The organism is Nonomuraea sp. B19D2 (assembly GCF_040137845.1).
GTDB lineage: Bacteria > Actinomycetota > Actinomycetes > Streptosporangiales > Streptosporangiaceae > Nonomuraea.
Window position 1 is genome coordinate 100538 of record NZ_JBEFAK010000035.1, and the last position, 14077, is coordinate 114614.

Below are 14077 nucleotides of genomic sequence, written 5' to 3' on the forward strand. Positions count from 1 at the left end.
TCCAGGACTGCGGAGTCAGGCCCCGACAACGCGGTTCTCACCCACGGTCCGCCCGGCTCGCCGGACGGACGCGGCATCGGCTTCCACCAGATCGCATCCCGACCTCGGTCGGTAGGCGACGAGGCTACGCCGATGTCCGTTTTGCCTAGGTAAACACAGGGAACCGAAGACGCTGATGAGGACGTTGCCGTCCGGGGTGATGGCGACTCGGTCGTCGTCGCGTGACACGACCTCCGTCTCGACGGGGGTCATGTCCGGCCCGATCTGCTCGAAGGTGCGGGTGTTCCAGAGCCGGACAGACTTCCCGCCATACGAGCGCGTCCACGCGGTGCGCTCCGGAAATCACTCCACATCCAGCGCCCGCCACACGGCGCCCATGCCGCCCTTGCCGAGGGGGCCGAGAACGCGATACCGCCCCGCCGAGATCCGCTGAAGATCTTCGCCCACGGGCTCACCATAGCTGGGCACTTGACACAAAGAATCCGAATTTGTGGAACGTGTGGTGTTTTCGCCAGTCACGCCTCCTGGTCAATGCCGTCCTCTGTGTCCTGATCAAGGGCGGGGATGCGACGGCATCCCCGCCCGATGTGGTTCAGGCGTCGACGTTCTCGGCGTTCTGGGCCTGCAGCTCCGCCTGCCGCTGCACCTCCTGGATCTGCTCCTCGGTGACGTTGAGGTCGCCGAACTCCTTGACCGCCTGGTAGTACGTCCAGGCGAGGCCGTTGCAGGTGGACTTGGAGACTCCCGAGTACTTCGCGCACACCTGCTTCATGTCGAAGTAGAACGCGTCATCGATGCGTGACTTGTTGGCCGGGAACTGGTTCACGTCCTTGTAGTTGCGGTAGCCGAAGTCGTGCCGCCTGCAGGACATCCTGAAATCGAATCCGAGCGGCTGGTCGGGGCTGCTCGAGCACAGGTCGGTCGACCAGTCGAAGGCGTAGTCGGCCCATGCCGCCTGGTTCTGCCAGGCGGCCCGCCAGGCCGTGGCGCTGGCCGAGGTGGGCTGGCTGAATTGGGAGAGCGCGGCGAGTTTCTGCTCCAGGGTCACCGCGTGCGCCGGTAACGCGAAGCCGAGCACGGTGATCAGGGAGAGGACGACAGCGGTGAGGGATCGTCTGGCCATGAGGACCTGCTCCTGATGCCGGGGGGAGGGACGTCCTCACGATGACCCGAAACGGCCGGAAACGCAGAAGCAGATCTTGCTCAATTCCGAAGGCAGGCTTCGCGCAAGATCCATCTTTACAAAAGGCCGTTTTTCTGTCAGCGGCCTAAGTCAGCGAGCGGGATCCCCGGGACAGCAGGAGGCGGAGCGACCAGCCGATCGCCCACAGCAGGAGCAGGGCCACGAGCGGGCCGCCCAGAATGATCGTCAGCCCCGCGCCGATGTTGGCGCCGAGCGTCCCCGCCGTGATCACCCGCCCACCGGCTCCCGCGATGGCTCCCGCGGCCAGCGCCGGCAGGAGCGCCGCCCACCAGCGGCGGTCGAACCGGCGGCGCCTGGAGGCCAGTACGAGCAGGGCCAGCGTGCCGGCCGTCACCAGCGCCGCCGCGATGCCGATGGCGTGCTCGGCCCCCTCGCCGATGGCCGGCGGGTGGATCGCCCGGTCGAGCTCGGTGCTCGGCGGAGCCGCCACGCTCAAATCCCCGACCAGCCACCAGACGACCACCGGGGTGGCCAGCACGCATGCCGCGGCGGCCACCACGAGGCCCCATCCCGTGTTCTTCGTCACGCCGGTCCGATGCCTTCCAGAGTGAAGTGCGTGTTCCAGTCCTTTACCCATTTCCGGCCGAATCCCTCGGCGGAATTGAGTGGCGTGGCGTCCGCGTCGAACTTGCCCGTGGCCGGATCGAAGGCGAATTCGGCGGCGGTCTCCTTCTTGACGTGGTGCGAGTCGAAGTCCGGGTTGAACGTCTTGTTGCTCAGGCCGCCGGCGTCGTCGGTGTAGGCGAAGTCGCCAGAGGCGATGCTCACCGACCGGGTCAGCACGTTGTGCGACGGCACGTACAGGGAGTCGGGGTTCCGCCACACGTACGATTCGGTGCACTCCGTGGTGCCGATCGCGGTGCAGATCCGCCCGCTCGAGTCCGCCGGGACGTACCAGGACCGGATGTTCGGGTACTGCTTGCCGTAATGCCGGTACCACTTCTCGACGTTCTCGCGCGTGTTGGTGAATCCGGTGCCGTCGCCTGCTTTGAGCATGTCGTTGAAACGCTCGACCACGACCTTCGCATTGGGCACCGGCAACTTCAGCCCGCTCTCGTGGTAGAGCTTGTCGTGCCCGACGTACGTCACGTCCTTGAACACGTTGTCGGACGCGACGTTGCTGTGCCCCGACTGGAAGAACAGCCCGTGCTGGGCCCCGTCGACGAAGTTGTGGTGGATCACCATCCCCGACATCCCGTCGTCCATGTAGACGGCCTGGTTGCCGGCGCGGCCCACGTTCCTGAAGAGGTTGTAGGAGATCACGTTGTTCAGGAACGTGTAGTCGCGGCCCGCGTAGATCACTCCCTGGTCGGAGGCGTGCGTCACGAGGTTCTCGAACCTGTTGTGGCTGATCTCCATGTCGTTGCCCATGATCTGGATGGCCATGTGGGGGGCGTCGTGGACATGGTCGCCGCGCCGCAGCGAGTCGCGGTCGCCGCCGGCCGTGAACACCCCGCCGCCGCCCAGGTCGTGCAGCCTGCTGTTGATCACCCTGTTGCGGTGCCCGCCCCGGCTCGTGCGGTACTCCGCGATGGCCGTGATCGCGTCGTTGGCCTCCCCGATCGCGACCGCGTCCATGCTGACGTTGAGGATCTCCAGGCCGTCGATCGTGCACGACTCCGCGTCGAGCAGGCGGACGCCGGTGCCCGTGGTGCCGTTCAGCTTCAGCCCCTTGAGCGGAACTTCTCCGGCTTGAGCGTGGTGACCCCGGCGAACTCGGCCTGCTCACCCGGGTAGGCGGCGTAGGTGACGTGGGAGTTCCGCGCGCCGCTGAGCTGGATGGTCTTGGCGGTCTGGTAGACGCCGCCCCTGATGTGGACGACGCCCGGATCGCGGGCGCTCGTCCGGCCGGCAAGGTCGTCGCGGGCCTGCTCGACGGTCGCGAACGGATCCTGCTTCGTGCTCCCTTGGCCGCCGTCCGTGGCAGAATCTCTCCCCCTGGTGGCCAGTGGTTTACAAGATCAAAAACACTGACTTAACTAAGGTTAAGGGTATCCCGTATACTCGCCGGTAATGTAGTGACAAATGTGAAATGAGGGGCGAATGGCGCTGACTCCCGGCGGTATCGGTCCCGATGACCTGGAGCGGGTCGCGCGGGAGGCCGACCAGGCGCTGCGGCGGCTCTCCGGCCTTCAGGAGAGGCTCGACACCGTCCGCGGCACGGGCACGGCGGCGGACGGGCTGGTCGTCGCGAGTGCCGACGGCTCAGGCCGGATCGACTCGATCCAGCTCAACCCGCGCGCGATGCGGATGGGGAGCGAGGAGCTGGCGGAGGCGTTGCTCCGCGCCATCAATGCCGCGCAGGACGACTGCTCGCGGCAGACCAACGGGCTGATCGCCGACTCCGGCGTGGACGTTTCCGGTAACCAGGCCGCGTACGAGGCGATGGAGCGCCAGGTGCTCGAGACACACGCCGCCATCATGAGAGGGATGGAACGCTTCAGCCCAGGGCATGGTCGAGGTTGACGGCGGCGCTGATCAGAGCCAGATGGGTGAACGCCTGAGGGAAGTTGCCGAGCTGCTCGCCCGAGCGCCCGATCTCCTCGGCGTACAGGCCCAGGTGGTTGGCGTAGCTGAGGATGTTGTCGAAGACCCGGCGGGCCTCCTCCAGACGTCCCGCCCTGGTCAGTGCCTCGACGTACCAGAAGGTGCAGATCGAGAACGTGCCCTCCTCCCCCTGTAGTCCGTCGGGGCTGATCATGGGGTCGTAGCGGTACACCAGCGTGTCGGAGACCAGCCCCTCGGCCAGGGCGTCGAGCGTGGACAACCACTTGGGGTCGGTGGGCGAGACGAACTTGGCCAGCGGCATCATCAGCACCGACGCGTCCAGCACGTCCTCGTCGAAGTGCTGGACGAAGGCGTTCAAGGAGGACGACCAGCCGTGCCGCATGATCTGGCGGTACATCGCGTCGCGGGCCTCCCGCCAGGTCGGCACATCGGCCGGGAGCCCGCGCTGGATGGCCACGCGGATGGCGCGTTCCACGGCCACCCAGCACATGAGCCGGGAGTAGACGAAGTTCTTGCGGCCGCCGCGGGTCTCCCAGATGCCCTCGTCGGGCTGGTCCCAGTTCTTGCAGACCCAGTCGACCAGTCCGCACATCTCGTCCCAGCGGTCGCTGGAGATGGGCTGGCCCCACTTGTTGTACAGGTAGATGGAGTCGATCAGGGCGCCGTAGATGTCCATCTGGAGCTGGCCGACGGCGGCGTTGCCCACGCGTACCGGGGCGGATCCGCGGTAGCCCCTCAGGTGGGTGAGCTCGCGCTCGGGGAGCTCGGTGCGGCCGTCGATGCCGTACATGATCTGCAGCGGGCCTGACTGCTGACCGCGGCCGACCGTGACGTGCTTCGACAGGAAGCTCATGAACGCCTCGGCCTCTTCGGTGAAGCCCAGCCTGAGCAGGGCGTACACGCAGAAGGCCGCGTCGCGCACCCACACGTAGCGGTAGTCCCAGTTGCGCCCGCCGCCGATCTGCTCCGGCAGGCTCGTGGTGGCGGCCGCGACGATCCCGCCGGTCGGCGCGTACGTGAGCAGCTTCAGCGTCAGCGCGGAGCGGTGCACCATCTCCCGCCAGCGGCCGCGGTAGCGGGAGGTGGACAACCAGTGCCGCCAGTAGCGCACCGTGTCGTTGTACGCCTTCTCTGCCTCGATGAGCGCGCACGATTTCGGCCCGACCCGCTCACTCACCCGGTCGAGGGCGAAGACGGCCTGCTGGCCCTCGGTGAGCTTGAACCGCGCCTGGACATCGCGCCCGTCGCTCTCCAGAGGCACGGTGGAGGTCAGCCTCAGCGAGAACTCGGGCGACTCGAACGCGGCCTGCCCGTCGGTCAGGCGCACGGAGTGCGGCTGGGAGCCGTAGTCGAACCGGGGCGCCACCCGCACGCGGAACGGCAGCGCGCCGCGCACGCACAGCACCCGCCTGATCAGCCGGTGCCGGTCGGCCTCGCGCGAGTCCTCCTCGGCGATCGGCATGAAGTCCTGGACCTCGGCCACGCCCTCGTCGGTGAAGAAGCGGGTGACCAGCACATTCGTGTCGGCGACGTAGAACTGGTTGGTGCGCACGGGCAGGTCGGCGGCCAGCTCGAACGACCCGCCGCGCTCGTCGTCCAGGATCGAGGCGAACACGCTGGGTGCGTCGAAGCGCGGACAGCAGTACCAGTCGATGGTGCCGTCCGTGCCCACCAGGGCGACCGTCCGCAGGTCGCCGATCAGCCCGTGCTCGCCGATCGGCAGATATCCCATGCCATCAAACTAGACGGGGCAAGGTCGGCAGTTGCCAAAAAGTTCGGCAAGGGATGTACTGCCTCCTGGGTCCAGACGGCTTCGGGGAGATGCCACTGTGGATTTCGAGGTTCTGGGCTCCCTGCGCGTGCGCGGCGCAGAAGGGCCCGTCCGGCTGAGCGCCAAGCAACGGGCCGTGCTCAGCGCACTGCTTCTCCATCCCAACGTCGTCGTCTCCACCGAACGCCTGGTCGCCGCCGTCTGGGACGACCCGCCGCGCTCGGCGGTGGCCAACCTCCAGACGTACGTCTCCCAGCTGCGCCGCACCATGCGCGGCACCGCGCTCCACCTGCGCACGGAGCCTTCCGGGTACGCGTGTGAGCTGACGCCCGACCTGCTCGACCTGCTCGCGTTCGAGGAGTCCGTACGGCAGGCGCGGCGCGCGCGGCAGGCCGGCGAGCGCCAGGCCGCGGCGCGCGCCTACGAGGCGGCGGTGTCCCTGTGGCGGGGCAGCCCCGCGGAGGACGCCCGGCTCGGCAGCGTGATGGAGCCCAGGATCGCCGAGCTGGAGGAGCAGCTCCTGCTGGCCAGGTCCGAGTGGATCGACGTACGGCTGGAGCTCGGCGGGGAGGACCTGGTGGCCGAGCTGCGTACGCTGGTCGCCGCCCACCCGCTGCGCGAGCGGTTGTGGGCGCAGCTCATGCTGGCCCTGCACAAGAGCGGGCGGCGCAGCGAGGCGCTGGACGCCTTCCGCCAGGTCCGCGCGGTGCTGCGCACGGAGCTGGGCCTCGAGCCGGGCCGTGAGCTGGCCGAACTGCACGCCGCCCTGCTCGCCGGCGGCCCCGCGCCGGTCACCGGGCAGAGCGCCCCCGTCCCCCGCGCGCCGCTGTGCCGGCTCCCCGCCGACACCGCCGACTTCGTGGGCAGGCAGGCCGAGCTGGACGTGCTGCTGCCCGTGGCGCGGGCCAGGGCGGACCGGATGTCGCCGCCCATCGTGGTCGTCTCGGGACTGCCGGGCGTGGGCAAGACCACGCTCGCCGTGCACGCCGCGCACCTGTTACGCGCGGACTACCCCGACGGCCAGGTCTTCCTGCGGCTGGGCCGCGACGCGGCCGGCCCGCGCAGGCCCGGCGACCTGCTGGGCGAGCTGCTCAGGTCGCTGGGCGTGGACGGCACGCTGATCCCCGAGTCGCTGGAGGAGCGGGCCGGGCTGCTCCGGCAGCGCCTGGCCGACCTGGCGGTGCTCATCGTGCTCGACGACGCCCAGGACGAGACGCAGGTGCGCCACCTGCTACCGGGCACGGCGCGGTGCTGCGTGCTGGTGACCTCCAGGTCCCGGATGCCGGCCCTGGAGGGGGCCACCCGGTTGCCGCTGGACCTGCCGGGCGAGGACGACGCCCGGCTGCTGCTCGAGCGGGTGGCGGGCGACGTCCGGCTCGGGGCGGCGCCGGAGGCCGCCGAGGCGATCCTGCGGGCCTGCGGGATGCTGCCGCTGGCGATCAGGGTGGCGGGCGCCCGGCTGGCGATCCGCCCTTCCTGGCCGGTACGCGCGTTCGCCACCAGGCTCGCGGACCGGCGGCTCGACGAGCTGCTCGTGGGCGGGCTGGATGTGCGCGGCACGTTCTGGGAGAGCTACGTGGCACTGCCGGAGCCGGCGCGGCGGGCGTTCAGGCTGCTCGGGCTGGCGGATCTGGGCAGCATCGCCGAGTGGTCGGCGGCGGCGCTGCTCGGCGTGCCGGCCATCGAAGCAGACGAGGCGCTGGAGACGCTGGTCGCCAGGGGGATGCTCGACGCGGGCGAGGTCGACGGGGCGGGCCAGCCGCGCTACCGGCTGCACGATCTGCTGCGGGTCTACGCGGGCGAACGCGCCCAGGCCGAGGACGCTCCGGAGGCGCAGCGGGCGGCGCTGACCAGGCACGTGCTGGAGTGTTTACGCCGGCTCAGGGTTGCGACCCGCGACCTGCCCATCCCGACCGCGCCGCCGTATCCGCAGGCGGAGTCGCCGGACGAGGTGGACGAGGGGCTGGGCATGGCGTGGCTGGCCGCGGAGCGCAGGACGCTCGTCCACAGCGTGTCGGCGGCCGTCGGCCTGGGGATGGCAGAGGAGGCGGCCGAGCTGGCGCACCATTTGTCGGCTTACCTGAGCCTCGAGGGGTTCTTCGACGACGTGGAGCGGGTGCAGCAGGTGGTGATCGCGGCGGCGCCCGGCGAGCGGACCGCGCTGCGGGCCGAGCTGCTGCTGGCGGGGGTGGCGCTGTCGCGTGGGACTTACGGAATGGCGGGGGCGCACTTCGGCCGGTTATATGGGGATTTTCAGAGAGTCGCGGACTCGCACGGCGCCGCGTACGCGCTGATCAACCGGGCCGCATGTCACCACGGGGCCGGGTTGTGGGAGGAAGGGCTGGACGACGCGTACCGGGCCATCGCCATGCTGGAGGAGCTGGGCGACACGGGCGGGCTCGACTACGCCTGGACGTGGCCGATCTGGATCCACATGGAGCTCGGCCGGCACGGCGAGGCGGTGCGGCTCTGCCAGGAGCGGCTGGCCAAGGCGGGGGAGGACCGGCGGGCGCGCGGCGACCTGCTGCGTGCTCTGGGCACCGCCTCCTACCTGCGTGGCGAGGTGGCCGAGGCGGTGCGGTGCTACCAGGAGAGCCTGCTGATCAGCGAGGACATCGGGGACCGGGTCGCGGCGAGCAAGGTGCTGCGCAGGCTCGGCGAGGCGCTGGGCGCGCTCGGCCGGTTCGAGGAGGCCGTCGATGCGCTCGTCCGGGCGCGGTCGCTGTTCCGCGAGTGCGGGGACGGGCTGGGGGAGGCGCTGGCCACGTACGCGCTGGGCGAGGTGCGGCTGCGGCAGGGGCGCGCGGAGGAGGCGCTCGCCCTGCTGGGCACCGCACATGACGCACTCGGGCCCGACGGGCCGCCGGCGTGGCGGGCCCGCGTGCTGCGGGAGCTCGGGCGGGCGCACGCCGAGCTGGGGGAGCACGAGAGCGCGACCGCGGCGTGGCGCGAGTCGATCAAGTTGTTCGAGAGCGGACCGGAGAGCGCGCAGGTCGAGGCCTACCTGGCCGGCTGATGCCGGATGACCGGCACGGCTTCCACTCCCGACCGCCGGGCCGCCTGCCTCGCCCGGCCCGGTGTCGGCCCCTCGCCGACGACCCGGCCGTCCGCCAGCGCCACCCACACCCCTTCCGGGATCGTGTCGCCGAGCGCCTGATCCACCTGCGGGCGCGACGGCGCCGGGGTGGGCCGGCTGCGCCAGAAGAGCCACTGCGCGACGATGAGCGGGCCGAGCGTGGTCAGCAGCGGCACCGCGCCGCTCCCGGACAGGATGGCCGTGGCCATCACGATCAGCAGCGCGGCGTCGATCCCGGCCGCCGTCCAGCCGGCGCGCTTGCCGTACCGCTTGTACGCCACGAGCGGCCACAGCGTGAGCATGAGGCAGTCGCCCAGCCCGACGATCGAGGGGTCGGCGCCGTAACGGGTGGCCAGCACGGGCGCGAACGGCAGCCCGTCGAGCCGCGCCACGAAGTCCATGGTGAGCGAGCTGAGCCCGGTGGCGAGCGTGTCGTAGCAGGTCAGGGCGGCGGCCAGGGCAGCCACCTGGGCCGGGGTGATGGCCGTCTGGACCCACAGGTTGACCACGCCGGTGACCAGCACGATCACCGCCACGTCGTTCAGCACGAGCACGCCCGGCTCCCACCCGGCGAAGTACGCGGCCACGTCGCCGCCGATCAGCAGCGCCGCCGCCAGCGCCGCCACCCGCCCGCCGAGCACCGGCGCCAGCGTGAGCTGCGTCAACGTGAACACCACGATGCCGAAGATCGTCACGACGATGCCGACGGGGATGTGCAGGTACGCGAACGGCATCGCCACCAGCGCCACGACCATGATCGCGATGTCGGACCCGACGAACTTGCCGACCGGCGGGCGCGGGATCTCGTACCGGGACAGGAAGAGGGCCGCCAGCGCGACGGTCAGCACGATGAGCGCGTTCAGGGCCAGGACGTGCGCGGTCATCTGACTCCGATCGAGAGGGGAGCGGCGTGCTCGAAGCTCTGCTCGATCAGGTCCGCCCGGACGTGGCAGGGGTGCGGCAGGTCGTCGGGGGTCTCGACCAGCCTGATGCCCTTGATCTTCAACGCCCCGACGCGCTCCTCCAGCCTGCCGAGCAGCGCCGGATCGTCCTTGCCCGACACCACGTGCAGGACGCCGTCCTCGATCGCGAACCTGGTCGGCAGCGGCACCGCGGCCTCGGCCTGCAGCAGGTCCAGCACGTCACGGGTGGTCACCTCGGCATCGACGGCGCGTCCCAGGATGCGGGAGGTCGCCGGGACCGCCGCCATCGAGCACGTGGGCGGCTCGGGCAGCGTCCTGACCAGGTCGCCGGTGACGTACCGGAGCAGCAGCGTGGTGTCACGGAAGGTGGAGTACGGGGTGATGACCAGCACGCCGGGCGCGTCCGGCCCAGCGGGCTCCATGGTGACCGGGTCGAGCACCTCGACCAGGCCCTGGTCAGTGGGGAGATGCAGGTGGCCGTCCGCGCATACCCGGCCGGCGACGGGCGCGACCTCGGTCATGGAGTAGCCGTCGAAGACCTTGGCCCCCAGGGCCTCTTCCGCACGCAGGCGCAGCGCGTCGGTGAGCACCTCGCCGCCGGACGTGATCTCGACCAGTCCGAAGTCGCGCGGGCTCCAGCCGCCCCGCTCGGCCTCCTGGACCAGCGCGGCAAGGTAGGAGGCGGTCACGTTCAGGTGCGTGACCAGGGGCTGCTTGCCGGGGACGGGCAGCGGCGTGGCCAGCCGGTCGAGGGTGGCGCGCGGGTCGATCATGCCGAGGTGCACGAATCCCGCGCCCGTCATGGGCACCGCCCGCTCGGCCACGATCTGGGCGATGGAGCGGGAGCTGATGGCGTTGGCCCACACGTGCTCGGAGCGCAGCCCGCCGTTCAGCATGGCGGCGAGCGCGGCCATGTACGACATCAGCTCGATCTCGTACGTGGAGAACCACACGAGCGTGGGGCTGCCGGTCGTGCCGGTGGTGTGCGCGAGCACGGCGGGACGGGCCAGGTCGGAGACGAACGCGGCGGACATGCCGCGCAGTGCCTGCTTCGGGGTGGGCGGGATGCCGGCCAGGTCGTCCGCCCCGAGGCGGCGGTAGTACGGGACCTCCGCCTTGGCATGCTTGATCGTCCGGCGCAGGCGCCGTTTCGTGAGGTCTTCCTGGATCTCCGGATCGGCGGCCGCCAGCATGTCCTCGGAGCCCTCACCGGGCGAGCCGAACGCCTCCATGGTCGCCCGCGTGTCCTCCACCAGGGCCCGCACGTCCCGGATCCGGAACCGCCGGCCCGACATCATCGACCACGCGTATCCCAGTTGCCGCACCGCTGTGCCGAACACGCCTCGCCCTCCTGTCGCGATGGAGCTGTGCGTCCCCCAGGCCCGGAGTGCCTGGGGGACACCGAGTGTCAGCCGTTGAGGACGAACACCGCGGTCGACAGGGTGCTGACGGCGTACTTGGCGTACCGGCGAACGGTCTTGACCATGGGACTCTCCCTCTTCGTTCGGGGACAGAGGGCTTTCTGGCCCTCTGCTGGTAAACGATCAACCCGGGTCCTACAAACCGGCTACAGAGCCGGTACACGCCTGCGCCGGCGGAGGAACAGGCCGGTGGCGGAGGAGACGATGAGCAGGAAGCCCGCTCCCACCAGCACTTTGCATGCAAGCTGCATGCTAATGTGAATGCATGGGAGTTATACAGGTTCGGGATGTTCCCGAAGAGACCGAGCGGACGCTGAAAACCAGGGCCGAGCGTGAGGGCAAGTCGCTGGCGGCATATGTGCGCGACCTGCTGAATGAGGAGGCGTCCGTCCCGACCCTGGACGAGGTGATGACCAAGATCGCGGCTGACGAGCCAGTGCCCTATGACCCTGATTTCGTGCGGGAGACGATGCGCGAGGGGCGCCGATGAGCTTGGTCGTGGACGCTTCGATCGTTTTCCGCCTGCTGGCGAACGTGAAAGGCGATGACCTTCTTCGGCAACGGTTGGCCCGTAGAGTGCACGCTCCGGCGCTGATAGATGTGGAGATCGCATCAGTCGTCCGCGGACATGTGATTACCAGCAAGCCGGAGGTGCGGATCTCCGAAGCACGTGCCAGGGTCATGTTGGAGCGGTATGGCCAGCTCAAGATCGTGCGGCACCCCATGCTTCCCCTGCAGCCCCGAGTGCTGGAGCTCCGGAACAATCTCACGGCATACGACGGCATGTACGTGGCACTCGCCGAACTGCTGGGAGTGCCGTTGCTCACCGATGACGCCAAGTTCGCGGGCTCCACGGGTCATCGGGCGGAAATCCACCGGTACCCGCCGCCCGCGGTGGTGTAGCGCCTCTGCACGTTCGGGCTTGCGGTTCATCTCGCGGAAGTGGGCCTTACCAACCTTCGCCCCAGCTTTCGCTGTTGCTGCAGATCTTCACCGCGACGCTCTTCCGGAAACTCTTGGGGGTGACCACCTCGAAGACGATGTTGTACGTGCCGGCGCCCTTCCACGTGATGGACGGAAGCAGGGGCTTCGACGACGGCGTGCCCTGCTGCCTGCCCTGGTTCTGACCGTTGACGAGCCACCGGTAGCTGTAGGTGCCCTTGGCCGCGACCTTGGCCCAGATGTTCATGTCGTTGCGCCAGCAGTCGCCCACTTTGTCGCCCTCGTAGGTGAAGGCCACCGACGTTACGCCCCCCGAGCCGCCGCTGGTCGCGGTCGGTTTGGCGGTGGTGGGTCTCGTGGTGGGCCGCGACGTGGGCTTTTCGGTGGGCTCCGTGGTGGGGCGGGCGGTGGTGCTGGTCTTGGGGGCTTTCGGGGTTTTGCTGGTCTTGGTGGGGCGTGGGTCGGAGGTCGGGTGCGGGGTTTTGGCGGACTTCGTCGTCTCGGTGGTGGTTGCGGAGGGGGTGGCGGTCGGGGCTGTGACGATGGTGGCGGTGGTGGTCCGGCCCGGCCATATGGGTGACCAGAGCCAGGCCGCCGCCACGGCACCGGCCACGACGCCTGCGGCCCCGCCGGCCAGCAAGGCCGTTGTTCGCCTGTTGCCGGAAGTCGTTCGAATGGGTCCGGCCTGGAGGTGGTGGACCGGAGGTCGGCTCGGATGCCCGGGTCCGGCGCCCGGCCCGGGGAAGGACGCGTGCGAAGGACCGCCCGGGAATGCCACGTGCCCGGGTCCGTGGCCTGGGGAGGCCGCGTGTGCGGGACCGCCCGGCGATGCGTGGTACGCGTGTCCGCCTGGACCTGGTCCTGGGGGTGGGGGTGCCTGGCCGCCGATGAGCTGGAAGAGGACGTCCTGCATGGCCGGGCGGGCGGTGGGGTCCTTGGCGAGGCACGCGTACACGATCGAGCGCAGCGGCTCGGGCACCCCGTCGAGGCGCGGCTCCTCGTACTGGATCCGCCTGAGCACCGCGGGCACGGAGTCGTTGCCGAACGGCGGGGCACCGGTGGCCGCGTACACCATGACGGCCCCCCACGCGAACACGTCCACGGCCGGGCCGGCGGCGGCCCCCATGAACTGCTCGGGTGCCATGTACGCGGGCGTCCCCACGATGCTGCTGGTACGGGTCAGCGCGGCATCCATCGCCCGGGCGATGCCGAAGTCGATGACGCGCGGCCCGTCCCGCCCGAGCAGGACGTTGGCGGGCTTGAAGTCCCGGTGGACGACGCCCGCGCGGTGGACGGCGGCCAGCGCGGTGGCCGTCGCGACCGCCAGTCGCTGCAGGTCGGCCCCGGCGTGGAGGCCCGCGTTCTGGAGCGAGGGGCCGTCGACGTACTCGGTCACAATGTACGGCCGTGCGCCCAGGGACGCGTCCAGCACCTGCGCGATGCAGAACGGCTCGACCCGCCGCGCGGCCGCGATCTCCTTGGCGAACCGGCCGTCACCGGGCAGCCCCTCGCGCAGCACCTTGACGGCGACCCGGGTGCCGTCGGGGGCGGTGGCCAGGTAGACCACACCCTGGCCGCCCTCGCCGAGCTGCTTGACAACCCGGTACGGGCCGATGGCTTCCAACGTCACATGTTCTCTATGTCGCAGACGTTGAACGAGACGCTCTTCTGCGTTGCGGAGGGTGAGGTGACTTTGAGGTTGACGGTGTGGCGCCCGGCCTTGAGCATGTACATCCCCGAAGTCGCGAACGCGGTGTATTGGTCCTCCGGCACCCACGACCTGTTTCGCGAGACCGCCTTGCCGTCGAGCAGCCAGACGTAGGAGACCCACACCTCACGCTGGGTCGACTCCACATTGGTCTGGAAGTGCACCGGAGGCATGTAGCAGCCATCGGCGTGGTTCTGGCCGGGACCGCCGAACAACTCGATCTCGAGGATGCTGGCCCTGGCGGTCGTGGCCGGTTTCTTGGTGGTGCGGATAGGGGTAGGGGTCGGGGTCTTGGTCGGGCGCGCCGTGGTGACCTTGGGGGTGGGGGTGGCCGGGCGCGTGGGAGTGGTCTTGGGGGTGGTCTTTCGCGCGGTGGGCGTATGGGTGGGCTTGTGGGTCTTCCGTGGCGGGGGCGTCGTGGCCGGCTGTTTCGTGGCCGGGTGTTTCGTGGTCTGGGTGGCGGAGGGGCTTGTGGAGTCGGCGGCGAGGGATGCCGAGGTGGCCGGGTTCGACCGGGGGGCCAG

The 14077-nt window shown here is 69.9% G+C and carries 12 protein-coding genes; 4 read left to right on the forward strand and 8 right to left on the reverse strand.

Features of this window, described 5'->3' with window-relative positions; genetic code table 11:
- Window positions 1-592: 592 nt before the first annotated feature.
- The 3 genes from ABN273_RS42895 to ABN273_RS42905 all read right to left on the reverse strand — a co-directional run bounded on the left by ABN273_RS42895 (window position 593) and on the right by ABN273_RS42905 (window position 2782).
- Entirely contained in the window at window positions 593-1123 is a 531-nt protein-coding gene (locus ABN273_RS42895) for a phospholipase (protein WP_349455243.1), read from the reverse strand.
- A gap of 145 nt (window positions 1124-1268) precedes the next feature.
- Window positions 1269-1730, reverse strand: coding sequence for a hypothetical protein (locus ABN273_RS42900; RefSeq protein ID WP_349455245.1), 462 nt, complete (start codon window positions 1728-1730; stop codon window positions 1269-1271).
- Window positions 1727-2782, reverse strand: coding sequence for a right-handed parallel beta-helix repeat-containing protein (locus ABN273_RS42905; RefSeq protein WP_502911216.1), 1056 nt, complete (start codon window positions 2780-2782; stop codon window positions 1727-1729). The genes ABN273_RS42900 and ABN273_RS42905 overlap by 4 nt, the downstream gene beginning before the upstream one ends.
- A gap of 465 nt (window positions 2783-3247) precedes the next feature.
- Here ABN273_RS42905 and ABN273_RS42910 point away from each other — a divergent pair, with 465 nt between their 5' ends.
- Window positions 3248-3670 (forward strand): YbaB/EbfC family nucleoid-associated protein, encoded by a 423-nt coding sequence (locus ABN273_RS42910; protein WP_349455246.1) that lies wholly within the window; start codon window positions 3248-3250, stop codon window positions 3668-3670.
- Here ABN273_RS42910 and ABN273_RS42915 read toward each other — a convergent pair.
- The gene (locus tag ABN273_RS42915) at window positions 3645-5444 is read right to left on the reverse strand and encodes a glycoside hydrolase family 15 protein (RefSeq protein WP_349455248.1); all 1800 of its coding nucleotides are present in this window, start codon (window positions 5442-5444) and stop codon (window positions 3645-3647) included. The genes ABN273_RS42910 and ABN273_RS42915 overlap by 26 nt on opposite strands.
- Before the next feature lie 97 nt (window positions 5445-5541).
- On the opposite strand from ABN273_RS42915, the gene ABN273_RS42920 reads away from it, so the two are divergent.
- Window positions 5542-8499: an AfsR/SARP family transcriptional regulator gene (locus ABN273_RS42920; RefSeq protein WP_349455249.1), complete on the forward strand. Its 2958-nt coding sequence runs from the start codon at window positions 5542-5544 to the stop codon at window positions 8497-8499.
- On the opposite strand, the gene ABN273_RS42925 is transcribed toward ABN273_RS42920, so the two are convergent.
- Together ABN273_RS42925 and ABN273_RS42930 are read right to left on the reverse strand one after the other, a co-directional pair.
- Window positions 8484-9443, reverse strand: a complete 960-nt coding sequence (locus ABN273_RS42925; RefSeq protein WP_349455250.1) for a hypothetical protein — start codon at window positions 9441-9443, stop codon at window positions 8484-8486. The genes ABN273_RS42920 and ABN273_RS42925 overlap by 16 nt on opposite strands.
- Window positions 9440-10822: a phenylacetate--CoA ligase family protein gene (locus tag ABN273_RS42930; protein ID WP_349455252.1), complete on the reverse strand. Its 1383-nt coding sequence runs from the start codon at window positions 10820-10822 to the stop codon at window positions 9440-9442. The genes ABN273_RS42925 and ABN273_RS42930 overlap by 4 nt, the downstream gene beginning before the upstream one ends.
- A gap of 346 nt (window positions 10823-11168) precedes the next feature.
- On the opposite strand from ABN273_RS42930, the gene ABN273_RS42935 reads away from it, so the two are divergent.
- Window positions 11169-11393 carry a FitA-like ribbon-helix-helix domain-containing protein gene (locus tag ABN273_RS42935; protein WP_349455254.1) on the forward strand — a complete coding sequence of 75 codons (225 nt, stop codon included), beginning with the start codon at window positions 11169-11171 and terminating at the stop codon, window positions 11391-11393.
- A complete protein-coding gene (locus ABN273_RS42940; RefSeq protein ID WP_344991045.1) occupies window positions 11390-11806 on the forward strand; it encodes a type II toxin-antitoxin system VapC family toxin in 417 nt (138 codons plus the stop codon). The genes ABN273_RS42935 and ABN273_RS42940 overlap by 4 nt, the downstream gene beginning before the upstream one ends.
- A gap of 46 nt (window positions 11807-11852) precedes the next feature.
- On the opposite strand, the gene ABN273_RS42945 is transcribed toward ABN273_RS42940, so the two are convergent.
- Together ABN273_RS42945 and ABN273_RS42950 are read right to left on the reverse strand one after the other, a co-directional pair.
- Window positions 11853-13475 carry a serine/threonine-protein kinase gene (locus tag ABN273_RS42945; protein ID WP_349455256.1) on the reverse strand — a complete coding sequence of 541 codons (1623 nt, stop codon included), beginning with the start codon at window positions 13473-13475 and terminating at the stop codon, window positions 11853-11855.
- A partial coding sequence (locus ABN273_RS42950; RefSeq protein ID WP_349455258.1) for a hypothetical protein occupies window positions 13472-14077 on the reverse strand: 606 nt, incomplete at its 5' end. The genes ABN273_RS42950 and ABN273_RS42945, both read right to left, overlap by 4 nt.